Origin of the sequence: Candidatus Methylomirabilis sp. (genome assembly GCF_028716865.1) — a bacterium.
Lineage (GTDB): Bacteria > Methylomirabilota > Methylomirabilia > Methylomirabilales > Methylomirabilaceae > Methylomirabilis.
Window position 1 is genome coordinate 59,457 of sequence record NZ_JAQUOY010000003.1, and the last position, 25,403, is coordinate 84,859.

Consider the following 25,403-nt stretch of genomic DNA (forward strand, 5'->3'; position numbering starts at 1 on the left):
GCCGCTCGATCAATCCCCAGGGAGGCCGTGCTCAAGATAGCCCCATCTGAGGTCATCTTCCTGGATATATTTTTTCCCCAGCAGCATCGCAATTCTCGCCTTCATCAGCTCGCGGCCCAGGTAAAAGGCGTGGCCTGTCGGGTCCTGGCCCAGGTGCGCCTTGAGCTGGTCGAAGATCCGGCGGATGTCGGTCTCCTTGATGAAGAGATCGCGGTTGAACACGTAGATAGCCTCCCGGTCGGCAAAGATGCGGAAGTTTGGGTCCGTCACCATCCGCTGCATCTCTCTCAACTCTGCCTCTGATGGGCAATCGATCCGCCGGTCCTTGATCGTGAGCAGCCCGTCATCGATCTCTTTGGGCAGTACCCCACGCTGACGGGCGTAATGCATCAGCCGCCGGGCCACGTCCAGCTCGCGGACCGACCCCCTGGCCCATGAGGCCACCTCGGTAGTGAGGACATAGCGGATCTGTAGCTCCGACATGACGCCTGTGAGGAGCGCATTGATCCCGGTACTGTCGGCATCGGTGAGTTCGGTGACGTTTCCCACCCCCATGAGAATCTCAGCCTGCGGGAATCGACGTCTCGCCTCGGTGTAGCGGGCAAGCGACTCGGCGAAACCAAAGCCGATCGGCGCGAGAATCGGATCGATGAGGTATCGTGTCACGCCCAGGCGCTCTACGGCTTCGATATTCGCTGCAAGGGAATCCAGCCTCTTGCCGAAATCGGGGATAATTACCGGAGTACACTGAAGATCCGGGGCCAGATGCAGGTTCAGAGCGTTCAGGCTCAGGAGCAATTCGGCGCCGGCCTTATCGGCGGCAAGAATCTCCTGCGGATCAAAGCTGTCGATACTGACGCGGAACCCCTCGGATCGGAGCGCAGAGACGATCTCGCCAACATTGCCGGCCGGTTGCGCTGGAATGCAACCTACATCGATGACATCCGCACCACAGGCCGCGTAGTAACGGGCCTTGCTGAGGAGTTCGCCGATCGGTAGGGTGGGGGCGTCGTTGATCTCGGCCAGGATGGTCAGATCGTGCTCGCCATACCCCTCCCGTTTCTTCTCCACACCGAAGTAGTAGGGGATATCACGCAGATCCTTCGGTCCCTTTTCGACCTTCACGCCCAACGCCTGCTCCAACTCGTGAGGTTCCACGCGGCAGAGTCCGGGGATCATGACAAGATCAGCGTGGGGTGAGCGCAGCGCATGAAGAATAAACGGCTGGGTCATCAGGGCGGCCACGCTGATCTTGAGGACGGCCACCTCGTGGTCGAAGTCGGCCTCCATGCCTGCCAGCGTCTCTTTCAGGGCGCGCTCTGCCAGCTTGCCGGTGATGAAGAGGATCTTCATGCGCCCCCCGCACTGGCTCGTTACACCCAGAGGCCGCCGTGCACGTGGAGGACTGTCCCAGTCACGTATCGCGCCCTCTCGGATGCCAGGTAACTCACCGCCTCGGCGATATCATCGGGCGTGCCCAATCCCCCAAGAGGGATCATTCGGGTCCAGGCCGCTTTGTCCTCAGCCCGATACTGATCGTAGCTCTCGGTCTCGATGAAGCCGGGGTTCACGGCGTTGACCCTGATGCCCCAAGGCGCTTCGGATCGCGCCAACGACCTGGTCAGCATAATGACGCCGGACTTGGCGATGTAGTAGGCCGGCGCCTCAAAGACGCCGATCGGCGAATGCTCGACGTTGAGCGCCCCGATATTGATGATGCTGCCGCCCCGCCGCTCTCGCATGACCCGCAGGGCCGCCCTGCTGCAATAGAAGACGCTACCCAGGTTACTGTCCAGCGTTCGACGCCACTCGTCGTCGGTGGTGTCATACAACGCCCGCACGAGAAAGGGACCGACATTGTTGACCAGAATATCAAGTGAGCCGAGTTGCTTGACCGCCGTTTCGATGAGATGGGATGCGCCGTCCGATGTGGAGACATCCGCTTTCACAGTCATCGCCTTCATAGGCAGGCTCTCGAACTCCCGGAGGGCCGATTGGGCTGCTTCATCGTCGCCATGATAGTTCAGGACGACGTCGCGACCATCCTGGGCGAGGCGGTAGGCGATCGCCTTGCCGATCCCCTTGGTACCCCCTGTGATTATCGCAACCCGTCGTAATTCCACTCGCTCAAGCCCTCGATCATCAAAATCCTTCAGTCTTCAGCCTTCAGTCTTTCTTCTGCTCATCTTATGCTCGCACCACTGAAACTTCAAGCAAATCCGCCCTTGCACGTCATATCGAGTCATCCCCATGAGCCTTCAGGAATGCCGCCAAATCTTCATCCAGCGTTTCCCATGTCACATCCCTGGTGACCTTTTCAAAGATGCCGTGCAGAAACGGTGAGACGTGCTTGCAGTAGTTGGTTAAGGGGACCAGATCGTGCCCCACATCCAGCTTGGCGCGATAGCCGGTTTGCCCGCTTTGCAGTTCGGTCGCGCCGGTGCGGGACGCCCATTCGATGAACTGTTCCCAGAGCTGGAAATACAGAAACCGATTGCCGCCGTCCAGCGTGTAGTCGATGCCGAGGAATTTGTTGATCGTCCGTGGCCCAAGCTGAAAGCAGAGCATGAAGGCTGTCAGCGCGCGCGTGTCGGTCTCGCGCATCAGGATGAAATGGGCCTGCGGGCACCGGCGGATCTGCCGGAAGAACTCGACGTTGAACCGCTCGAATTTGGTCTTGCCTTTTTCGTAGGTCTGCCAGAACAGGCCCCAGATTTCATCCAGCGTCGCGTCATCGGGATGCTGCGCCACCGTCGTGTACAGCTTGCCCAGTTCCTTCCCGCGTCTGAGCTTCTTCTTCAGATTATGTCGTCGGGAGCCTTTGAGTGCTTTGAGATAGGGTTCAACACCGGGACCGGAGAGGCGTAATCGGGTACCGGGAAAACTGGCCAGCTTGAATAGCCCCAGTTCCGTTTTGATCGACTCCAGATCGGCCGCCTGAGGATCGGGGAAGTCCTTCCAGACAACCATGCTGCACCGTTCGATCCTGGCCCGTTCGTCGGCGGCGCGCTGGATGACGGGGGCGACCTGTGTGAGCGAGAGCCCCGGTTTCAGGCCGACGGTTCCCTCATCGGCGCACACCGACCCAATGAACAGCGTGCGTTGATAACGGGCGGCGCGGATCAGCGTCCCAAGCAGTTTCAGGATGCGGGCAATCGCCGGCGGGGCGACCAGGTCGATCGGCACGTCCATGATGAAGACCGGGGCGATGCCTACCGGTTCGCCTGATCGCTCGATCTGCATATAGGCGAATGTGAACTGGTCCTCGATCCGGCTGTTCTCCAGCGCCACATACCACCACTGGCCCTCCAGTGGAGGAGGGAAGCAGGTCTCCCACAGATCGCCGGCAATCTGTGTTGCGGACGCGAACCAGCGGACAGAGAATTCGGAGTGGCCGGGCATCAACTGAATCCGACCAGGCAGACGCCCGCCAGGATCAATACGATCCCCGCCCATCGCCTCAGGTTGACGGTTTCCTTCAGGAAGCTGTGCGAGAGCAACGCGATGACGACCAGTTCGACGCTGGCCATCGGCTGGGCTACGCTGACCGGCAGCAGGGTGAGGGCGATCGTCCAGAATCCCCATTCGACGCTGAAGCAGCCGATCCCGGCCCCGATCCACTCAGACTTGGCAAATACCTTGCGAATTGTCGACAATCTGGCGCTGTCGCGGGCGTGGTTGGCGGCATGCTTGAAGCAAAGCTGTCCGACCGCCTCGCAGACGACAGCCGCGAGCACGAACAGGACGCCGATCAGCCGGTTGCTCATGGCGAATCCTCCAACGAATCGGTCACCGGATGGACCATCGAGGGCGCGCCGGTGTGATGTGTGGTTCCGCTGATGAGCCACACGCCGATCAGGATCAGCGCAATACCGGCCATGCGCAGCGGGGTGACGCGATCGGCCAGGAAATAGGCCGATCCTGCCGCTGTCAGGACGTAGCTGCATGCCGTGATCGGCTGGGCAAAACTGAGATCGGCCTTGGACAGGACGATCATCCAGTTGACGAACTGCATCGCATACAGTCCAAGCATCGCATAGAACAAGGGATGGCTGAACATGCCCAGGAGCGTGGCCAGCGTGGCTTCGCTGGACGCGTCGGTGGCGGCCTTTGACCAGACAAGCTGCACAACAGTGTCGATGCAGACGGCAAAGGCCAGGCCCAGCCAGACGCCCAGAGGCGCCTTATGTCCGGTTGTAGGCGGAGGAGTCGGCGACATGAGCGTACACCCTCACTCGGAACATATGCGACGATTTCCGAAAAGCCAAGACGACCTCTCACTCAATCTCTTATGCTGCCAAAATATCCGTATGTTATGCCCGCACCAGCGAAACTTCAAGGCGAATCCGTCCTTGCACGTGCGGATAGTACCATGACCTGCGCCATCAGAATTACTTGACTAATTTTGGGTGGGATGTAGAATAAGTTACCCGACAGATTGGGCGGTTAGCTCAGTCGGGAGAGCGCCGCCTTCACACGGCGGAGGTCACTGGTTCGATCCCAGTACCGCCCACCATAATCCCCCTGCCGCTGAGTAGGGGGATTTTTATTTGGCTACCCGGATTGATTTAGCCGGAAAGCAGCCCTGGGACGACAATCCTCAGGTTATGTCATGCGGCTTCCGGAAGGGGCTGGACCGTTATCTGGAGCTGGAGTTCTTCAAGTCGATGCGGGGCGTGGCGTCTCGGCCACTCGGTGTGCAGTCGGTCGAAATGCGATGGGCTCGGGTCGGCATACGGGACGCCTTTGCGGCGGCTGGGCCGCATCGGGAAACCCGCTCATGTCGACTCCGACCTTGGCGAGGATCACGTCCGTCGCCCGCCGCCTCATGCCCGGGAACGTCTGAAGGTACTCGAACGCGGGATCTGCGCGAGCTGAAGAACAACGTCTTGCGCGGTCACGGCAATGCAGAAGGCTCCACGCAACCACTAACCAATGTGGGATGTGGGCCCGTTCAGTCGCTCAGTCATGGGGTGAACTCGAAGGGTTGGACCCCGACGCTGAGCTGATTCGCGGGTTGCAGGGGGTCGCTCCCCGCCATTACGAGGCCCGCATAGGTAAGGTAGGTGCCGACCGACTCACCGCCGGTGAACGTATAGGAGAATGGGACGACCGTCGGCGCAAGCGTCACGTTGGCCGAGAAGGGCACCGGGACAGGGCCGAAGGCAAAGGCGATCGTACCGCCTGGACCGGGGACGAAGGAGAGGAACGTCACTCCGTCGGGAAGCAGGACTCCGAGGTAGATGTCCACCTTGGGCGGTGTAGTCCCCGGAAAGGTGGTGGCCTTGTAGGTAATCGTCTGGCCCGTGTGGAAGACTGAGCTGTTGAGGAATACCGCCGCGCTCCACACCGGATCCGGCACGATCCACCCGATCTGGTTGCTATTGCTTTCGATGAACCACAGGGCCCCGTCCGAGCCGGCAGTGATGCCAAGCGCCCGGCTGCTCGCCGTAGGGATGGGAAACTCGGTGATGGTCCCGGCCGTAGTGATTCGCCCGATTTCGTTGCTAGTCAACTCGGTAAACCACAGGGCTCCGTCCGGACCGGCAGTCATGCCAAACAGGCCGCTGCTCGCCGTAGGGATGGGAAACTCGGTGATAGTCCCGGCCGGGGTGATCCGCCCGACCTTGTTCCCGGTCAACTCAGTGAACCACAGGGCTCCGTCCGGGCCGGCAGTGATGTCTCGCGGGCCGCTACTCGCCTTGGGGAGGCTAAACTCGGTGATGGTCCCGACCGTGGTGATCCGCCCGATCTTATCCTCGGTGAACTCGGTGAACCACAGGGCTCCGTCCGGGCCGGCAGTGATGCCAACCGGCTCACTGCCCCCCGTGGAGAGGCTAAACTCGGTGATAGTCCCGGCCGTGGTGATCCGCCCGATCTTATTCCCAGCGAACTCGGTAAACCACAGGGCTCCGTCCGGGCCGGCAGTGATGCCAACCGGCTGGCTGCTCCCCGTAGGGATGGAGAACTCGGTGATGGTCCCGGCCGTGGTGATCCGCCCGATCTTGTTCCCAGCGTACTCAGTGAACCAGAGGGCTCCGTCCGGGCCGGCAGTGATGCCAAGCGGTTGGCTACTTACCGTGGTGACGGGGAACTCGGTGATAGTGGCAGCACCCGCCGCGCCGACCAGCCCCACGTAGCAGAGGGCCAGCGCCAGCCCTACCCCGCACGTACGCCGAAACGGCTCCAGAAGCCGCCTCATGAGAGGCCGACCGCGCCAGGATCGAGTCCCAAACGCCGTCACGCTCCCCTGCCGTTGATGCTCCACTCCTTCGACCTTGGCCATGTGCACCCTCTCTCCAGCAAGCTGATAGACTCCCGCTGGGCACAGTGTCCCGCGTTGCGGCAAGTCGAGCTCTGCAGGGTCTTGGTCTAGACGCAGTTATCGGTCCCCCGGATCACCAGTCCCCCAGGGGGGGAGCATATTACCGCCTCAGTAGACTGTCAAGCTGTTTTGAGGCCCTGTCTTCGACCGCACTAATGCAGATTATAATCACAAATCTGCACCAAGATCGAAACGCCTGACGGATTGTAGTCGGGATGGAAGCGGGATTCCTTCGGTTGATTCTACAGGTCAATCCGGATAGCCTTTTATTTTCCATGACCATTTCAGCTTGACATCAGTGGACTCGTTCAGTAGGCTCCAGTTCACTCGATCCTCTCATTGTGTGTAAGGGTCTAACGCCATCGGGAGAAGCATGGAAGTCCGACAATCGAGCGGTGTGACGGAGCGGGTACAGCGGATCGGCGAACGGGTGCTTGCCGGAGATGCGATGACGTTCGAGGAGGCCGTCGAACTCTTCGAGCGCTCCGATTACGATGTCCATGAACTGTTCCACGTGGCCAATCGGCTCCGGCTGAAGCAGTTCGGGAACCGGATCCATCTCTGCAGCATCATCAACGCCAAGAGCGGCGCCTGCCTAGAGGATTGCGGCTTCTGCAGTCAGTCTGTTTATCACGCCACCCGGATCCCGAGTTATGGTATGGTATCCCCAGACGAGATGGTCGGGGCCGGCAGGAAGGCGCAAGGGAACGGCGCCTCTGCGCTTGGGGTCGTCACCGCCGGTCGCGGCTACGCCGCCGCATCAGCGGATTTTCGTCAGCTTATCGAGGGGATCCGGGCCATCGCGCAGGACGGCTGGGTAGAGGGTCACGCCTCTCTCGGAATCATGGGCGACGAGGAGTTTCGACAGCTCAAGGCGGCCGGCCTCACCACCTTCAACCATAATCTGGAAACCGGCCGCTCCTACTTTCCGAAGGTCTGCACGACCCACACCTATGACGAGCGGGTGCGTACCATCAAGGCCGCGAAGGCTGCCGGGATCAGGACTTGCAGTGGCGGGATCATTGGAATGGGGGAAGAGCCGATGCATCGCGCCGAGCTCGCCTTTGCCCTCAAAGAATTGGATGTAGACGAGGTCCCTCTGAACTTCCTGGTTTCCGTGGACGGAACGAGACTGGAAAAAGCCATTCCCCCGCCGCCCCTCGAAATGCTGAAGGCGATCGCGCTCTTTCGCTGGATCCTCCCGACCAAGAATATCTTTATCTGCGCCGGCAGAGCGCATCTGGGCGACCTGCAATCGATGATCTTCTTCGCCGGCGCGAGCGGGATGATGGTTGGCGACTTCCTCACGACCAAGAATCGAAGTGTGAGCGACGACCTCAAGATGGTCCGGGATCTTGGGCTCGACTTCGGTGGTCCCCTCTTCGCCCAGGAGCGCCAGGGCGTCACCGCTTCGATACGCCTCGCTACAGGCGCTGCCGCCTGACCCTCGCCATGGCCTCTCGCAGCCATCGGCTTCAGCAGGACGACAAACGATACGTCTGGCACCCGTTCACGCAGATGCAGGACTGGCTGCGGGAGCGCCACCCGATCATCGAGCGTGGCGAGGGGAGCACCCTCATCGACGTGGACGGGCGTCGCTACCTGGACGGGATCTCTTCGCTCTGGGTGACCGTTCACGGCCACCGTCACGCAGCAATCGACCGGGCCATTCGCGCCCAACTCGGCAAGGTCGCACACACCACCTTCCTGGGTCTGTCTCATCCGCTCGCCATTACGCTCGCCAAGGCGCTCGTCCGGGTCGCCCCGGAAGGGCTCACTAAGGTCTTTTATTCCGATAACGGCTCGACTGCCGTCGAGATCGCGCTCAAGATGGCGTTTCAATACTGGCAGCAGCGGGGCGGGGCATTTGCGCGCAAGAGACGGTTCATCGCCTTGGAAGAGGCGTATCATGGTGATACGCTGGGCGCGGTCAGCGTCGGCGGGATCGATCTGTTCCACCAGCTCTACCGGCCGCTCCTTTTTCCGATCTGGAGGATCCCGTCGCCATACCGGGCGCCGTGGGATCGCTCCCGACAAGTTGATTCGCTGAAACGATTGGAGTCGCTTCTTACGCGATGCCACGATCAGGTGGCCGGCCTGATCGTGGAGCCGCTGATGCAGGCCGCGGCCGGGATGCTGCCCTCACCGCCGGGCTTCCTCAAGGCCGTGCGATCGCTCTGCTCGCAATACAACGTTCTGCTGATTCTTGATGAGGTTGCCACCGGTTTCGGCCGGACCGGGACGATGTTTGCCTGTGAACAAGAGGGTGTGACGCCCGACCTGCTCTGCTTGGCGAAGGGGCTTACCGGCGGCTACTTGCCGCTGGCCGCCACGCTCACGACACAACAGATCTTCGACGGTTTCTGCGCCCCCTATGAGGAGAAAAAAGCCTTCTTTCATGGGCATAGCTACACCGCCAACCCGCTGGCCTGCGCCGCCGCCCTCGCGAACCTGCAGTGCTTTCAGCGGGAGCAGACCTTGAAGCGCATGCAGCCCAAGATCGTCCTGTTGCGTCGAGAGCTCGAACCGCTTCGATCACTGCCGCACGTGGGCGACGTCCGGCAAATAGGGTTTATGGTCGGGATCGAGCTGATGCGAGACCCGGCCCGAGGAGAGCCATACCCATACGAGGCCAAGACCGGGATTCGGACGATCCTGGAGGCACGACGACGCGGCCTGATGATCCGGCCGCTGGGCAACGTCATCGTCCTGATGCCGCCCCTGTCGATCTCGCAAAGGGACATTGTCAGAATGGTTCGTATCGTGCGTGATTCCATCGTCACGGTAACAGAGAGATGAAGGACGCCAGACCCGCAGGCCTGTTTGTTACCGGGACCGATACCGGCGTCGGGAAGACGCTGATTACGGCTGGGCTGGCCTATGCCCTGCGGGTCCTGGGGATCGATGCGGGGGTAATGAAGCCGGTTGAGACCGGCTGTCCCACCAGGACTGGGCGGCTGCGACCGCCGGATGCGTTGACGCTTCGTGAGGCTGCGCAGTCGCGGGACGCCCTCGACCTGGTTAACCCGTATCGTTTCCATGAGCCCCTTGCCCCGATGGTTGCGGCTGAGCGGTCCGGCCGACGTATCGATGTCGGCCGACTGGAAGAGCGGTTCACTCTTCTCACTGATCGGCATTCGGTGGTCCTGGTCGAGGGCGCCGGCGGCCTGCTGGTTCCCATCACTGAAGAAACGTCATGTCTCGATCTTGCTGCCAGGCTTCGGCTCCCGTTGCTTATCGTGATTGGGTCCAGGCTCGGCGCGTTGAACCACGCCAGGCTGACCATTGAGACCGCGCTTCATGCCCGCGTCCCGGTGGCAGGAGCAATCTTGAACCATTTCCACGCGGACCGTTCGGTCGCTCGGACGACAAATCTCTCGGCGCTTCGCCGGCTCTTACCCATCCCGCTCCCTGGGGAGATTCCGCACCTCTCCACTATCAGGGGCCAGGCACTCTGGCGCCATCCCCTCCTTCAGCGCCTTTTGACGCGATCCCTTCGACAGCTTCTTCCGGAGACCATCGCAAGAGGTGAGACGTGATGCTTACGCTGAGGCCTGCGATACTCACACCGCTGCTCATAGCCTTGCTGCTGACCTCCTGTGCTACCCCAAGGCTCAGGCCACGGGCATGGGAAGGAGTGTCTGGCGAGGAGGGGCTGGCGTCCTGGTACGGTCATCCATACCATGGTCGCCGCACCAGCAATGGCGAGGTCTACAATATGTATCAGTTATCGGCGGCGCACCGCGAGATCCCGCTCGGCAGTTGGGTGGAGGTGATCAATCTCAGCAATGGCCGGTCCCTCACCGTCAGGATCAACGATCGGGGACCCTTTGTGAACGGGCGAATCATCGATCTCTCATACGCAGCCGCCTCATTGCTGGGAGTGACGGGTCCTGGCGTAGTGCCGGTCAGAGTGCGACTTACCCAAGCGCCGCAGAGTGGCCTGAACCCGGGCCGGTATTCGGTGCAGGTGGGCTCATTCACCGCCGAGGTAAATGCCCTCGCGCTGAAAGCAGCGCTGGAACAGAAGGCTTCAGACGTTTACCTTGTGAAAGCTCAGGTGGGTGGAGAGGTCTACTACCGAATCCGAGTCGGGCAGTTCGCCTCACGCGCCGAGGCCAAGACGACTGCGGAGCGACTGGCTTCTCTCGGCTACCGCGTTCTGATCATGGGCTCTGAAGATCGCCCCTAACGCCAATACTGTTCACTGAGTGCAGTACTTCATAACTATGCTCACGAATCCGTTTGCCCTGAGCCTGTCGAAGGGCGGCTTCACCGTTCGTGGTTCGACAGGCTCACCACCAACGGCTACAGTGAACCGTATTGGCCTTAAGGCGCTCTGACCTCATACATTAGCCCCTCCCTACGTGAGATGCAGCCAGGTTCGCCTTCCCTCTCAGCTCGGCACGGCGTCCTACTGTCTTTCAGCTTGCCTTTGCCTTGGAGACGGACTACAGTTATTATTATATTATGTAATATAACAAAATATAAGATGACTTGATATGTATAAGTAGATTATGATAGCATGAATTATAGCTAAATTGAGAGGCGATCCATTCTACTTGCACAGAGGGATTCGCGATGAGTCAAGAGGCAAGAGGGGGGATGCGGCCGTGACGTAAGATGGCATTGATGTGACGGCACGCGTGGCGCGTGCGATTCGTTCAATACATACAAGCCGAGAGGTAATGATGGCAGCGCGAGTGTTGGTTGTAGATGATGAGCCGGGGGCGGTGGAGCTTCTTCAGGAGTTCCTCGTCGCAAAGGGGTATGAGGTAATCGCGGCGAGTAACGGGGCAGAGGCCGTGCAAAAAGTCGTGGAGGAGCGGCCCCATCTGATCCTACTGGATGTGCGAATGCCGAGGATGGATGGCCTCGAGGCCCTTCGCCGGATCAGAGAGATCGACAAGGAGGTCGCCGTGATCATGGTTACGGGCGTGAACGAGGAAGAGATCGGTCGGCAGGCCATGGCGCTGGGCGCCTTCGATTATATCGTCAAACCCTTGGACTTACCGTACCTAGAACGAAGCCTGTGGTACAAGATTACCATGATGACGCTGTGATGCGGCGAGCCCTTCGATACGCCAACCGTTCACGCTGAGCTTGTCGAAGGAAACGGCTGGGATGCTCGGGACGGGCGTGTCGAAGACTGATCCGTCCTAGGTTCGACGGGCTCACCATGAACGGAATAAAGACATCCGCAGTCTGCATGACTTCTGTAAGGATCAATAATAGCGGCTATGGCGAACAAGACGATCCTTGTTGTAGATGATAACCCGCAGAACGTCGAACTGTTGACGGTCCTGATGCAGGCCGAGGGGTATGAGGTCGTGGTGGCCGCCGACGGCCTGGAGGCCCTGGCTCAGGTGGCCGCCTTCCCTCCGGACTTGATCCTCCTGGACATCATGATGCCGAAGCTGGATGGCTACGCGGTCTGCCGCCGCCTGAAACAGGAGGCGCCGACCCGCCTGGTGCCGATCGTCTTGCTCACGGCTCTGGGGGCGGAAGAGGCCCGTGTCCAAGGGATCGAGGCGGGGGCTGACGACTTTATCATGAAGCCGTTCAGTCGGGCAGAGCTGAGGGCCCGCGTCCGCTCGCTGCTCAGGCTCAAGGCGTTTACCGACGAGTTGGAATACGCCGAGGCCATGCTGCTCGCGCTGAGCCGAACCGTCGAGGCAAAGGACCCATACACCCAGGGACACTGCGAGCGACTGGCGGCCTACTCGGTCGCCCTTGGACGGAAGCTCGGCCTGCCACCGGAGGAGCTGACGGCCCTGGACAGAGGCGGGGTCCTGCACGATCTGGGGAAGATCGGGATTCCGGATGCGATTCTGCTGAAACCCAGCGGCCTCAGCGAGGCGGAGTGGGTGATCATGCGCGAGCATACGGTAATCGGCGAGCGGATTTGCCAGTCGCTACGATCATTACTGCGGGTTCTGCCGATCATCCGCCATCACCATGAGCGGTGGGATGGGAGCGGTTACCCTGATGGCCTCGCGGGGGAGGCGATCCCCCTTACTGCGAGAATCCTGCAGATCGCCGACATCTTTGATGCGCTGATGACGGCGCGACCATACAAGCCTGCCTGGTCGTTACAAACCGCGTGTAACATCCTGCGGGATGAGGTGGCGTGCGGCTGGCGTGATCCCGCCGTGGTGGGGCCGTTCATCGAGCTGGTCGAGCGCGGAGAGCTGCCCGGATCGGAAGCAGGCGCGCCCTGAGGATTAGGTACCAGCGCTCTATGACCACAGATTCACAATCCTGGATGTAAGTACGTATGTTGTCTATCAAGAACTGGAGCATCGGCACGCGGCTGCTGCTCGCCTTTATCCTGGTTCTAGCTCCCTTTGTGGGGTTCGTCGGCATTGCCGGGCTGCATTTCGGCGCCATCATGCACTCCTATCTACGGATCCAGGAGGATGCGACAGTCGATCTGAAACGGACATCCGACGTAATGGCGGCTGCCGATGGTCTCCTGCTGGCAACTAAAGACTATCTCGTCAGTCAAGGTCCGCAGGAGCAGCAGCGGGTCAACGGATACGTGACGCTTCTTCACGAGGCTTTCAGGGTGCTGGAAACCACACGATTTGAGGGCGCCGATGAGCGGCGATTGTTTGATGCAGTGAAAGACATGGCGCCTCGCATGGAAGCGCTCGGACGGGAAATCGTCGCGCCTGCGCCCTTCCCGCACAATCGTGAGATATCCGCCAAGGTGGCCAGGCTGACACAGATACACGATCACGTCGATACGACGCTGCATCAGCTCATGGGCGTCCACATACGCGAAATCGATGAGGCGATGCGACACGTCTCCGATGTGGGCCAACAGGTGATATTTGTCACGTTCGTCACGCTGGCTGTCAGCGCGTTGGGGGCTATCGCGATCAGTGTCCCATTGGCACACTGGCTGAGCCGACCCATCCGGACCATCGCGCAGGGGAGCCGTCGGTTGGCTGAGGGCGACCTCTCCCAGCGGGTGGAGGTAACCGTCGGAGGGGAGCTTGGAGAGGCGGCCCAGGCCTTTAACGAGATGGCGCAACGGCTGGAACGATCGGCTGTCGAAAACGCCGCGCTGTACGGCGCCGTGCGCCAACGCGCCGAACGGATCGCGGCCGTCAATCGCCTGACCAAGATCATCAGCGCCTCCCTCGATATCGGCGCCGTCTATGAGACCTTTGCTGAGGAGTTGAAACGGTTCATCTCCTATACCCGGATGGGGATTGTCATTGTCGATGAGTCAGGCGCGCGATTCAGGCTCTTTCAACTGGTCGGCAAACCGTTGAACGAGGTCCCCCTCGGGATGGCGTGGTCGAGGGGGGGAGACAGCGGCGTGGACTGGGTCATGACCCACAGGCGCCCGCATTTTGAATCGGATCTTGCGAAGGCGGGACGGTTTCGTGAAGACGAGGCGATGGCGAAGGAGGGGATTCGCTCGACAGTTCGCCTGCCGTTGATCGTAGCGGGGCAGGTCATCGGTGTCCTTTTTTTGGACGATGTCGCGCCCAGCCACTACACTGAGGCCGATCTTGAACTGCTTGTTCCGCTCGGAGAGCAGTTGGCCATCGCCATTGAAAATGCCAGGCTCCACAAGGAGATGGGACAGAGAGTGGAGGAGCGAACGCGGACGCTCAAGCACACGCAGGCGCAACTCATCCAGTCGGGGAAGTTGGCGGCAGTCGGGACGCTGGCGGCGGGGGTGGCCCACGAGCTGAACCAGCCCCTGATGATCATCCGAGGCTATGCCCAGGAGCTGCTCCGAGACGAGCGGATCGGGGAGGAGGCGATCCGTGACGATCTACGGCGGATTGAGGCACAAACGACCAGGATGACGGCCATCATCGATCACCTGCGCGACTTCTCGCGCGAGTCCAAGGGGAAGCGGCAGGACACAGACCTGAACCGGGTGGTGACGGACGCGCTAGACTTCCTCGGGCAGCAACTTACGGCTAGAAACATCGACGTCGTCCAGGAACTGCACCCCGCGCTCCCGACGGTCCGGGTCGATCCGTTACAGATCGAACAGATACTCCTGAACCTGATTACCAATGCCCGGGATGCGATGGAGCCGGCGGGTCGCGGGACTATTGTGATCCGCACTGAGGTCATATCCGGTAACCGGGTCGCCCTGAGCGTCACTGATACCGGTCCCGGCATTCCCGGAGAGATCCAGTCCAGGATCTTCGACCCGTTTTTCACGACCAAGGAGGTCGGCAAAGGGACCGGCTTGGGGCTGAGCATCTGTCATGGGATCGTTAAGGAGCATGGGGGAGATCTGACGATGGAGAGCCCGGTAGCTGATGGTCGTGGCGCCCGCTTTACGCTCATCTTGCCGCTTATCCACCCCGATGATGGTAAAGGGAGTCCGGCCTGAAGGGTGTACGTATGCTCCCGGTCGATGACAACCCTAACGACATAGTGTAGTGTCTCATCAATGCCTTTACAGTCCGTTCGTGGTGAGCTTGTCGAATCCATGAACGGAACTCACTGAAATACTTGACCCTTCGACAGGCTCAGGGTGAACGGAATAAGTAAAGAAGCATTGGATACACTACACTAGAGTCGGCACTGTGCAATTCGGCCGTCGTGGTTCAATAATCGCATGACAATACGAGTCAGATTGCTGCTCGGGTTCGGGCTGGTATGCCTGACCATGATGGCGGCGCCGCTGACCATCTATATGGTGCAAAGCATCAGAGCGCTGCAATCGGCCGGTCTGAAGTATGCCGGGATTGCGCCGTCGAGGGCGCTGCTGAGGATGGTGCAATTGCAGCAACAGCACCGCGGACTCTCCTCCGGGGTGCTGGGCGGGCATACAGAGATGGAGGCGCAACGCGCGGCCAAGCAGGCCGAGGCCGATCAGGCGGTCGAGGCGTTTGACGCGATGGTCGCGTCCAGGATCCATGATCCTGCGCTCACCGCGGACTGGCGCAGGGCGGCCGAGGCCTGGAAGCGGCTTGCGCGTGGGGTGGCCTCGCACTCGATCTCCGGTCAGGAGAGTGTTGTCGGGCATGCGGCGCTTATCGGCGACGATCTCAAGCTACTCGACCTCCTGTTGGATTACTTCGGCCTCTCGTACGACCCAACCGGGCATGACTACCACCTGACCATGGCGCTGTTGGTGCACATGCCGATGCTCACCGAATTCCTTGGCCAGGCGCGGGTGCACGGGGCGCTCCTGTTGGCAGAACGGCGCATTACGCTGGCGGACCGCACCGCGTTGATCGGGCTTATCGGCAATGTGGAACGGCAACACGAGTATATGACGCGCGAGTTGGACAAGGCGATGGTGCTGAACCCCCAGATGAAGACCGACCTTGGCGGCATCGCCCAGGTCAGTAGGGCGCTTGCACAGAAGGCGATCGATCTCGCCAGAACTCAGGTGGTGGAAGCCGAGAGGCTGAGTTATGCGCCGGCCGATTACCTCGCGCTCTTCACTCAGGTCATTGATGGTCAGTTCGCGCTCCTCGATCACGCGATGCTCGATCTGGAAGGGGCGCTCCAGGCGCGCCTGGCCGCGTTGCGACGTGGGCAGGACAAGACAATCGCCTTCATGGCGGCGGTGGTCGCGTTGGCGGTATGGCTGGCGGCGGTGATCGTCCGCGCGACCAAACGGGATATCATCGCCCTACAGCAGAGTGAGGAGGCGCAGCGACGCCACGCGAGCGAGCTCGAAGCCACGGTTGAGGAGCGAACGCGGACGCTCAAGCACACGCAGGCGCAGCTCATCCAGTCGGGGAAGTTGGCGGCAGTCGGGACGCTGGCGGCCGGGGTGGCCCACGAGCTGAACCAGCCCCTGATGATCATCCGAGGCTATGCCCAGGAGCTGCTCAGAGACGAGCGGATCGGGGAGGAGGCGATCCGTGACGATCTACGGCGGATCGAGGCGCAGACGGGCCGGATGACGGCCATCATCAATCACCTGCGCGACTTTTCGCGCGAGTCCAAGGGGAAGCGGCAGGACACAGACCTGAACCGGGTGGTGACGGACGCGCTGGACTTCCTCGGGCAGCAGCTTAAAACCCAACACATCGACGTCGTTCAGGAACTGCACCCCGCGCTCCCGACGGTCCGGGTCGATCCGTTGCAGATCGAACAGATACTCCTGAACCTGATTACCAATGCCCGGGATGCCATGGAAGCGGCAGCGTTCGGGACCATCACCATCCGGACCGAGTGTGCTCAGGGTGACCGGGTGGCGCTCAGTGTGACTGATACCGGGCCCGGCATCCCGGAAGAGATTCGGACCAGGATCTTTGATCCCTTTTTTACGACGAAAGAGGTCGGCAAAGGGACCGGCTTGGGGCTCAGCATCTGCCATGGTATTATCGAGAAGCATGGGGGGGAGTTGATCATGGCGAGCCCGGTGTCCGACGGTAAGGGCGCTCGCTTTACCATCATTTTACCGCCTGCCTGAACGAGTGTGAGGGGGATCGGATATGAATAGCGACCGTGTGCTGCTGGTCGATGACGAGCCGGATATCCGTCGATTGCTGTCGCGCTATCTCGGGCGGCTGGGGTACATTGTACAGGAAGCGGCGGATGGGGAAGCGGCGGTGGCGCTGGTGAAGGCGGCGATTCCCGATGTGGTGATCACCGATATGGCCATGCCTCGCCTGGACGGCCTGGGACTGCTCGAGCAGCTTCGGAGGTTGGACCCCGGTCTGCCTGTGATTGTGCTCACCGGACACGGCTCGTTCGAGAATGTCATTGCCGCCATGCGGTGTGGGGCGGCCTTTGACTATCTGGTCAAGCCGCTCCAGGACCTCACGATGATCGAGGTGGCCGTGGCTAGGGCGCTGGAGGTCAGGAGGCTGCGCGCCAGGGCCAGGGAGGCGGACCAGGTTGCCGCGATCCGGGAAATGGCTGTCACCGCGAGCGATAAGATCCTAAATCCCTTGAACATCATCCTCCTCAGCCTGGCGCAGCTTACCGGCGAAGGGGTCACGGCAGAGGCCAAGACCAAGGCTGCGGCGCACGTTGAAGCGGCTGTTGAGACTATCGCCAGGGTCGTCCGACAGATGCGTACGGTGGCGCGGTACGCGCCTCGCGAGGTCCTCCCCGGTCTCCGGGAGATCGATCTCGATCAAGCCGCGGGGGACGAGAAGCGCGATGTTCAATAATCCGGAACTCTCATGAGGAGGCGGCTTGGCCAGGTCCTGGTCGGGGTCGGGATCATTCAGCCGGAGCAACTCGAACAGGTACTGAAGCTACAGGCTCAGATTCGGCTGCCGCTGGGGCAACTGCTGATCAGCCAGGGGTTGGCCACAGAAGAGCAGATCGCGACGACGCTGGCGACGCAGTTCGCGATCCCGTACGTCCGTCTGGCATCGGCCGTCGTCGAGCCGAAGGCCCTCGATCTGGTTCCTCAGGCCATGGCTGAGAAGTACACGATCTGTCCCCTCTCCATCGAGGGGAAAGCGCTGCTCCTGGTGATGGCCGACCCGCTGAATCTGGAGGCCATCAAGGATGTGGAGTTCCGCGCTTCTCTTCGGGTCCGGCCGGCCATCTCGACGCCGACAGAGATCAAAGACGCCATCGCCCGCTGCTACGCCTTTGAGGAGTCCCTGGGTCCCTTGGTCCGCAACCTCGAGGACAAGGTGGAGGTCAAGGTGCTGCCCTCGACTGGGTCCCTGGATGCCGGTGGGATCCTGGATCTGAAGAAAAGTGAGACGACGCCGGCCGTCAAGATGGTGAATCTTCTGATCAATGAGGCGATCAAGACGCGAGCCAGCGATGTCCATATTGAGCCCGGCGTCGGCGAGGTGACCGTCCGGAACCGGATAGACGGCATTTTGCGGGACGCGCATACCATGCCCAAGTGGATTCACGCCGGCGTGGCCTCCCGGCTGAAGATCCTTGGCGGGCTTGACATTGCGGAGCGCCGCCTCCCTCAGGACGGGCGGATCAAGGTCAGGTACGGTGAGCGCACGCTGGACCTGCGTGTCTCAACGCTCCCGACCCATTGCGGGGAGAAGGTAGTCCTTCGACTGCTCGACCCGGTCCGGGACCTGCTGAGCCTAGAGCGCGTGGGGCTGGACCCCGGTCAGCATCAACTCCTTGAAACAGTGCTGGCGCAGCCCCAGGGGACGATCCTGGTGACCGGCCCAACCGGCAGCGGCAAGACCTCGACGCTGTATGCCACACTCTCACGCCTCAAATCGCCTGGAATCAATATCGTGAGCATAGAGGATCCGATCGAGTTTCAGATCGCTGGTGTCAACCAGGTCCAGGTGAACGAGCGGGCGGGGCTGACTTTTGCCTCTACCCTCCGCTCCGTCCTTCGCCAGGACCCGGACGTCATTATGGTGGGGGAGATCCGAGACCACGAGACCGCGGAGATTGCCTTCCAGGCCTCGCTGACGGGCCATCTGGTCTTCAGCACCCTGCATACCAACGACGCCATCTCGGCCATCACCCGCCTGCTGGACCTGGGAATTGAGCCGTTCCTGGTGGCCTCTTCCATCTCGCTCATCGTGGCCCAGCGGCTTATGCGGCGCCTTTGTAACCACTGCCGCGAGGCGTACCAACCCTCCGACGATATGGTGAGACGGCTGAGACTGACGGATGTCGCCACTGCCGTTTTTCGGGGGAAAGGGTGCCCTGCGTGCCAGGGGACCGGCTTTTTCGGACGGATCGGCGTATTCGAATTCCTGTCGATTGATGCCGCGATGCGTGAGTTGATCACTCAGCGGGCCTCAGAGGGAACCTTGCGGCGCGAGGCCAACGCCAGGGGATTTGTGAGCCTGATCGAGGCGGCAGGCGCCAAGATCCGCGCAGGACTCACCAGCCCGGACGAGGTCCTTCGGGCCATCCTTGGAGACGAGGGTGTCCAGAACCGCTGCGGAAGCTGCGGCGAGAAGATCGAGGCCGACTTCGCGATCTGTCCTGCCTGCCAGACGGTCCTGAAGCCCCGGTGCCCCTCGTGCCGTCAGGATCTGCTGCCAGAGTGGAAAGCCTGCCCCTTCTGTTCGACGCCTGTCGTAAGCCCTGTCGAACGAACGGATACCGTCTCGAAGGTCGCGTCGTCTCCCACCGAGAGTAAGCCTGTCGTGAGCCCGGTCGAACGACGGGTGAAGATTCTTGTGGTGGACGACGAGGAGGACGTGAGGCGGATCGTGGCGATCGCACTGCAGCAGCTTCCCTTCTCGGCCGAGATCCTGACGGCCGGCAATGGCATGGAGGCGCTGAAAGCGGTCGAAGCCGAGCAGCCAAGTCTGGTGATTCTCGATCTGATGATGCCCCAGATGGACGGGTTTGAGGTCTGCCGTCGTCTCCGGGAAAACGTCAAGACCGCCTTCATTCCGATCCTCATGCTGACCGCCAGGGGAGAGAGCGAGACCAGGACCAAGGCATTCCTGGTCGGAACGGACGATTATCTGATGAAACCGTTCGAGATCAACGAGTTGAACGCGAGGGTCGGGCGGCTCGTGCGCCGCACCTATGGAGTGTAGGGGAATGCGAGAATCGAAAGATCCGAAGCCGCTTCAGTATGAAGCGGGGCGGACCGCTCAGAAACAGTGGGCCGAGGAGCGAGATCGCCTGTACGCTGTCCTGGAAGCCACCTCTGACGGGATAGCGCTGTTTGATCCCGAAGGCCGGCTACTGCTTGCCAACCTGACCTTCCGCAAGTATTTCGGGTTGATCCCCGAAGACCTGGCGCATGAGGATCCGGCCGCGACCCTTGAGTTTTTGAGGTCACGGGCAAAGAACCCCGCCGAGTTCGAGCGAAGCTTCCGGGGGCTTCTGTTGCATCCCGAGACGACGGAACATGATACGATCGAGCTCAAGCTGCCCTACCCTCGCGTCCTCCTGCGCATACGCACCCCGGTACGGGATGAGGCGGGAGCCGCCGTCGGGCATGTGCATACTGTTCGGGATGTGACCATGGAGCGGGAGGTTGCGCAGACGAAATCGGATTTCGTTTCTACCGTCTCACATGAGTTACGGACCCCGCTGACCTCCATCAAAGGCTCACTGCAGCTCATTATGGGCAACCCGCAGAATCTACTTCCCTTCCAGCGGGAGTTGTTGAGTATCTGCCTGAGGAATGCCGATCGCCTGATCCGCCTCGTCAACGATGTCCTGGACCTCTCCAAGATTGAAGCGAGGAAGCTTACGCTGAAGTTGTCCGAGCAGAACGTGCCGCACCTCGTCGAGCTCGCCCTGGCGAGCGTGAGCATGCTGGCGAAGGAACGGCAGACCACTGTCGAGGTGAGCCTGCCTTCGGACCTGCCTCCGATTCAGGCCGACCAGGATCGGATTGTCCAGGTCCTGACTAACCTGTTGAGCAACGCTATCAAGTTCTCCGGACCCGCAGAGCGCGTGCGCGTCGTCGCGGAGCTCAGGCGCGTCGCCGGGGATGATGAGGGTATAGTGCGCGGGCGGAGAGGTGTGGACCAGGCGATCGAATTCAGCGTGATCGACCGGGGTCGAGGCATCGCGCAGGAGGATTTCGATAAGCTGTTCGTGTCTTTTCACCAATTGGATAGTTCAGCCGCGCGGGAGACCGCTGGGACCGGCCTCGGGCTGGCCATCTGTAAGGGGATTGTCGAAGAGCACGGGGGCAGGATCCGGGCCCGCTCGGATGGGCTCGGTCTCGGGACGACTGTCACGTTCCTTCTCCCCGTGGGGGGACCGCCCAGGCGCCGTCTTGTCGTGGCTGATGACGACTCATTGTTCGTCAGCCTCCTGGTAGAGGTATTTGAGTCTGCAGGCTACCTGGTGACGTCGGCTCCAGATGGAGAGGCGGCCCTGCAGATGATCGAGCAGGCCATACCGGATCTACTGATCCTGGATCTGCTGCTTCCTCGAGTGAATGGGTGGGAGATCCTGAAGATTCTCCGGGAGAAGGCAACGACACGGGACCTGCCGATTCTAGCCGTGACCTCCCTGGGCGCTTCTGATGCCGAACAAACTCTTGCCCTTGGAGCGGACGACTACCTGAGCAAACCGATCTCTCTCTCTGTCATAGCCGACACGGTCGGTCGTCTCATCACTGAGGCGGAGCGCCGGCGGCGAGAGACCGAGGCGGAGACGGCGGCTGAACGGTTGCTGGCGGCCCGACCCGTGGGAGCCCAAAAGGCGGAGAAGGCTCGCCTTCGCATCCTGGTCGTCGAGGACAATCCGATCAATATGGAGCTGATGATCGAACTGCTGGAACGGGGAGGATACGAGGTCTACACGTGCGCTGATGGGCGAGAGGTGATACAGCAGACCAAGACGCATCGGCCGGACCTCATCCTGCTCGACATCAACCTGCCGCATATTGATGGCTTGACACTTACCCGGATGCTTCGAGAGGATCCGGAGACTCGATCTATTATGATTCTCGCCATCAGCGCCTACTCCGTGGCAGACGACAAGGAGCGGATCCGCCAGGCGGGGTGTGATGGGTTCATCCCCAAGCCGATCGACACCAGGATCTTCCTTCAGACGATCTCGATGCTCCTCGATCGCGGCAAAGCCCCGTAGGAGCGACCCACCGGATCGGTCGTAACTGCTGAGATGCCGCTGCCGCGATGGTCCGGTCCCGGTCCTTGTCCTGGGAGCACGCATCCCTGAAGCTGCCTTGACAGTGACCAAGGGGCTTCCTATAATCGAACACATCTGACAACTGGAGGCTTTGTGGAAGAACACAGTCCGTTGGTAGTCGAGCGGATGCGGAAGCTGGCGGAGCTTGAGGCAGCCGGCGTGGATCCCTATCCGGCTCGCTTTGAAGTCCGAAACCTCATGGCCGATCTTCACCGGGAGTACGCTGTCCTCCCTGAAGACGCCAATGCAGCGCCGGATGTGGCCATCGCCGGCCGCCTGATATCCCTGCGCCATCACGGCAAGGTTACCTTTGCCCACCTCCAGGACTGCTCCGGCAGGATGCAACTCTACCTTTCGCAGGACACGCTGGGCGCGAAGGCCTACGACTTCTGCAAGAAGCTGGATGTTGGCGACTACCTGGGGGTGGAGGGCCAACTCTTCCGAACGCGGACTGGGGAACTCACGGTGCGAGCCCGGACGGTTCAGCTCTTGTCGAAGTCGCTGCGGCCGCTGCCGGAAAAGTGGCATGGGCTGACCGATGTAGAGACCCGCTTTCGCCAGCGCTACCTGGATCTCATCGTGAACCGCCAGGTCGCAGACGCCTTCAGGACACGCAGCCGCCTGATCGCGGAGATCCGCCGCTTCCTTGACTCGAGGGGGTTTTTGGAGGTCGAGACCCCCATGATGCAGGCGATGGCCGGCGGCGCCATGGCGCGCCCCTTTGTCACCCATCACAACGCTCTCGACCTCACGTTGTATCTGAGGATTGCCCCTGAGCTCTATCTGAAGCGGCTCGTTGTAGGAGGATTCGATCGGGTCTTCGAGATCAACCGGAACTTTCGGAATGAGGGGATCTCCACCCAACACAACCCCGAGTTTACGATGTTGGAGTTCTACCAGGCGTATGCCGATTACCGGGATCTGATGGCGATGACGGAAGCGATGCTGGCTCACCTGGCCAAGGAGATCACGGGGGACCAGGAGGTGACGTATCAGGGGCAGCGGATCTCCTTCGCTCCGCCCTGGCCGAGGCTGACGCTTGAGGAGGCCCTCGTCACGCTGGCTGGACTTGATGCAGAGGCCCTCAAGACAGAAGAGGGACTGAGTGCCTTGGCCGGACGCCATGGTGTGAACATCGCGCCGGGGTGGGGCAGGGGGAAGGTGCTGGCTGAGCTGTTCGACACCCTGGTGGAGTCGAAGCTCTTACAGCCCACGTTCATCATCGATTTTCCCACCGAGCTTTCCCCCTTGGCCAAAGCGACACAAGGAGAGCCGACGACGGTTCAGCGGTTCGAGTTGTTCGTGGGCGGGATGGAGATCGCCAATGCCTACTCCGAGTTGAACGATCCGCGCGAGCAGCGCGCCCGCTTTCTTGACCAGTTGCGGCAGCGTGATCAAGGCGATCTGGAGGCCCATGGCCTGGATGAGGATTATCTGCGCGCATTGGAGTATGGGATGCCGCCGACGGCTGGTGAGGGAATCGGCATCGACCGGCTGGCTATGCTCTTCACCGACTCCGCCTCCATACGCGATGTCATCCTCTTCCCTCTCCTGAAGCCGGCCCAAGGCGAACAGGGTAGCGCCGATGCCGTTTGAACTGTTCGTGGGGCTTCGATATCTGAAGGCGAGGCGAGGGCAGGCGTTTATCTCCCTGATTACGCTGATCTCTATCGGCGGCGTCGCCCTTGGCGTCATGGCGCTTATTGTCGTCCTGGCGGTCATGAGCGGGTTTGAGCGTGACCTTCGAAGCAAAATCCTCGGAACCAATGCCCACCTCTGGATCATACGCTATGGGGATCGAGGGGTGGAGGAGCCGGCTCGGACGCTTGCGCAGGTTCGCGATGTTCCGCACGTGGTGGCCGTGTCTCCTTTCACCTACCATCAGGTGATGCTGAGCGCAGGCCGAGGCGCGGGAGGAGCGGTCCTTCGTGGGATCGATCTCGACTCCGCGCGGGAGGTCACGGCGTTGACCAGAAGCTTCACCGAGGTCGATCCGGCGCGGCTGACAGGGCCGGCCGAGGGGAGCGGATGGCATCTTGACCCCGAGGGGATCATCATCGGGCGCGCCTTGGCCACGAATCTCGGGGTGGGCCTCGGCGGGCGGGTGAACGTCATTTCTCCCTTCGGCAATGTCATGACCCCATTCGGGCTTGCGCCGCGCATGCGAAGTTTCACCGTGGCCGGGATCTTCGAGATGGGAATGTATGAATACGACAGCGCTCTGGCCTATATCGGCATCACAGCGGCTCAGCAGCTCTTCCAGATGGGACAATCAGTGACAGGGATCGAGGTGAAGGTGGACGATCTATACAGAGCGAAGGAGGTGGGAGCGGAGATTCAGCGACGCCTTGGGTTCCCGTACGTCGCAAAAGACTGGATGCAGTTGCACCGCAACCTCTTTGCCGCCCTGAAGCTGGAAAAGATCGCCATGTTTATCATCCTGACGATGATTGTGCTGGTAGCCGCTTTTAACATCGTGAGCACCCTGATTATGAAGGTAATGGACAAGGGGGCGGAGATCGGCATCTTGAAGTCGATCGGCGCCACCTCCAGGAGCATTATGTTGATCTTCATGGTGGAGGGATTGGTGATCGGGCTTGTCGGTACCCTGTTGGGGACTGCGGGGGGCGCGATTATCTGTAAACTGCAGGAGACCTATAAAATCGTCAGACTCCAGGGGGATGTCTATCTGCTGGATGCCCTCCCGATCTTAATGAAAGAGACCGACCTGATTTTGATCGCCTCCTCGACGCTGGTCTTAAGTTTCCTCGCGACGCTCTACCCTTCCTGGCGGGCGGCCAGGCTTGACCCGGTCGTCGCGATCCGCTATGAGTGAGTTGATCAGAGCGCATGGCGTCTACAAGTCGTTTCAGGTCGATGGCGGAACAGTTGAGGTTTTGAAGGGTGTGGACCTCAGTATTGAAAAGGGAGCATTCATCGCCATCGTAGGACCTTCAGGCGCCGGCAAGAGCACGTTCCTGCATCTGCTCGGCGCCCTGGATCGCCCAACCGCTGGTGAGATTTTCTATGAGAATGTCGGCCTTGGGCAGATGGACGATGGGCAACTGGCCGGTTTTCGCAACCAGACTGTCGGCTTTATCTTTCAGTTCCATCATCTGCTGCCGGAGTTTACCGCACTGGAGAATGTCATGATGCCCCTCCTGGTCGCGCGGCAGAAGCGCTCACAGGCACGGGAGATCGCCGCGTCCCTGCTGAGGGAGGTGGGGCTCGAACCCAGGCTCTTACATCGCCCTTCTGAACTCTCCGGTGGGGAGCAGCAGCGAGTTGCGATCGCCAGGGCCCTGGGCGCCTCACCCAAGGTCATCCTTGCGGACGAACCGACCGGGAACCTGGATACCAAGACCGGCGATGCGACCTTTGAACTCCTCCATCGACTGAATCGAGAACGCGGCCTCACCTTTATCATGGTGACGCACAATGAGAAATTAGCTCATCGGTCGGATCGGATCGTAACCATATTGGATGGTCGCATTGTAGAGAAGGCTTGAAATTCTCAAAGGATCGGCTATACTGAAAACGTTGGTAA

Annotated in this window: 20 protein-coding genes and 1 tRNA gene; 15 read left to right on the plus strand and 6 right to left on the minus strand. The window is 60.8% G+C overall.

Annotated features, from left to right (window positions below):
• Positions 1-9: 9 nt before the first annotated feature.
• The 5 genes from PHV01_RS02215 to PHV01_RS02235 form a co-directional block, all read right to left on the minus strand.
• Complete coding sequence (locus PHV01_RS02215) at positions 10-1,353, minus strand: DUF6513 domain-containing protein (RefSeq protein ID WP_337289514.1); 1,344 nt, start codon at positions 1,351-1,353, stop codon at positions 10-12.
• Between the two features lie 20 nt (positions 1,354-1,373).
• Positions 1,374-2,123, minus strand: coding sequence for an SDR family NAD(P)-dependent oxidoreductase (locus PHV01_RS02220; RefSeq protein WP_337289515.1), 750 nt, complete (start codon positions 2,121-2,123; stop codon positions 1,374-1,376).
• 109 nt (positions 2,124-2,232) lie between these two features.
• A complete protein-coding gene (locus PHV01_RS02225; RefSeq protein WP_337289516.1) occupies positions 2,233-3,456 on the minus strand; it encodes a GNAT family N-acetyltransferase in 1,224 nt (407 codons plus the stop codon).
• On the minus strand, positions 3,402-3,767 hold the full coding sequence (locus PHV01_RS02230) for an EamA family transporter (RefSeq protein WP_337289517.1): 366 nt from the start codon (positions 3,765-3,767) through the stop codon (positions 3,402-3,404). Before PHV01_RS02230 ends, PHV01_RS02225 begins: the two co-directional genes overlap by 55 nt.
• Positions 3,764-4,219, minus strand: a complete 456-nt coding sequence (locus PHV01_RS02235) for an EamA family transporter (protein ID WP_337289518.1) — start codon at positions 4,217-4,219, stop codon at positions 3,764-3,766. Before PHV01_RS02235 ends, PHV01_RS02230 begins: the two co-directional genes overlap by 4 nt.
• A gap of 221 nt (positions 4,220-4,440) precedes the next feature.
• Between PHV01_RS02235 and PHV01_RS02240 the strand changes: the two genes are divergently transcribed.
• Positions 4,441-4,516 (plus strand) — tRNA-Val (locus tag PHV01_RS02240).
• 450 nt (positions 4,517-4,966) lie between these two features.
• Here the strand turns inward: PHV01_RS02240 and PHV01_RS02245 are convergent.
• Entirely contained in the window at positions 4,967-6,286 is a 1,320-nt protein-coding gene (locus tag PHV01_RS02245) for a hypothetical protein (protein ID WP_337289519.1), read from the minus strand.
• 412 nt (positions 6,287-6,698) lie between these two features.
• Here PHV01_RS02245 and bioB point away from each other — a divergent pair, with 412 nt between their 5' ends.
• The 14 genes from bioB (at position 6,699) to PHV01_RS02315 (ending at position 25,365) form a co-directional block, all read left to right on the plus strand.
• Positions 6,699-7,769 (plus strand): biotin synthase BioB, encoded by a 1,071-nt coding sequence (gene bioB / locus PHV01_RS02250; protein WP_337289520.1) that lies wholly within the window; start codon positions 6,699-6,701, stop codon positions 7,767-7,769.
• A gap of 8 nt (positions 7,770-7,777) precedes the next feature.
• Positions 7,778-9,124 carry an adenosylmethionine--8-amino-7-oxononanoate transaminase gene (gene bioA, locus PHV01_RS02255; RefSeq protein WP_337289521.1) on the plus strand — a complete coding sequence of 449 codons (1,347 nt, stop codon included), beginning with the start codon at positions 7,778-7,780 and terminating at the stop codon, positions 9,122-9,124.
• On the plus strand, positions 9,121-9,864 hold the full coding sequence (gene bioD, locus PHV01_RS02260; protein WP_337289522.1) for a dethiobiotin synthase: 744 nt from the start codon (positions 9,121-9,123) through the stop codon (positions 9,862-9,864). Before bioA ends, bioD begins: the two co-directional genes overlap by 4 nt.
• Positions 9,864-10,517, plus strand: coding sequence for a septal ring lytic transglycosylase RlpA family protein (locus PHV01_RS02265; RefSeq protein WP_337289523.1), 654 nt, complete (start codon positions 9,864-9,866; stop codon positions 10,515-10,517). The genes bioD and PHV01_RS02265 overlap by 1 nt, the downstream gene beginning before the upstream one ends.
• 496 nt (positions 10,518-11,013) lie before the next feature.
• Entirely contained in the window at positions 11,014-11,388 is a 375-nt protein-coding gene (locus PHV01_RS02270) for a response regulator (protein WP_337289524.1), read from the plus strand.
• Between the two features lie 177 nt (positions 11,389-11,565).
• Positions 11,566-12,546, plus strand: coding sequence for an HD domain-containing phosphohydrolase (locus PHV01_RS02275; protein WP_337289525.1), 981 nt, complete (start codon positions 11,566-11,568; stop codon positions 12,544-12,546).
• Between the two features lie 56 nt (positions 12,547-12,602).
• A complete protein-coding gene (locus PHV01_RS02280) occupies positions 12,603-14,696 on the plus strand; it encodes an ATP-binding protein (protein ID WP_337289526.1) in 2,094 nt (697 codons plus the stop codon).
• Between the two features lie 228 nt (positions 14,697-14,924).
• Entirely contained in the window at positions 14,925-16,739 is a 1,815-nt protein-coding gene (locus PHV01_RS02285) for an ATP-binding protein (RefSeq protein ID WP_337289527.1), read from the plus strand.
• A 22-nt stretch (positions 16,740-16,761) separates the two neighbouring features.
• Positions 16,762-17,445 carry a response regulator gene (locus PHV01_RS02290; protein ID WP_337289528.1) on the plus strand — a complete coding sequence of 228 codons (684 nt, stop codon included), beginning with the start codon at positions 16,762-16,764 and terminating at the stop codon, positions 17,443-17,445.
• A 12-nt stretch (positions 17,446-17,457) separates the two neighbouring features.
• Positions 17,458-19,776 carry an ATPase, T2SS/T4P/T4SS family gene (locus PHV01_RS02295; RefSeq protein WP_337289529.1) on the plus strand — a complete coding sequence of 773 codons (2,319 nt, stop codon included), beginning with the start codon at positions 17,458-17,460 and terminating at the stop codon, positions 19,774-19,776.
• Positions 19,777-19,780: 4 nt separating this feature from the next.
• Entirely contained in the window at positions 19,781-21,796 is a 2,016-nt protein-coding gene (locus PHV01_RS02300) for a response regulator (protein ID WP_337289530.1), read from the plus strand.
• Between the two features lie 153 nt (positions 21,797-21,949).
• Positions 21,950-23,452, plus strand: coding sequence for a lysine--tRNA ligase (lysS, locus tag PHV01_RS02305; protein ID WP_337289531.1), 1,503 nt, complete (start codon positions 21,950-21,952; stop codon positions 23,450-23,452).
• A complete protein-coding gene (locus PHV01_RS02310) occupies positions 23,442-24,692 on the plus strand; it encodes a lipoprotein-releasing ABC transporter permease subunit (protein ID WP_337289532.1) in 1,251 nt (416 codons plus the stop codon). The genes lysS and PHV01_RS02310 overlap by 11 nt, the downstream gene beginning before the upstream one ends.
• Entirely contained in the window at positions 24,685-25,365 is a 681-nt protein-coding gene (locus tag PHV01_RS02315; RefSeq protein WP_337289533.1) for an ABC transporter ATP-binding protein, read from the plus strand. The genes PHV01_RS02310 and PHV01_RS02315 overlap by 8 nt, the downstream gene beginning before the upstream one ends.
• Positions 25,366-25,403: the final 38 nt, after the last annotated feature.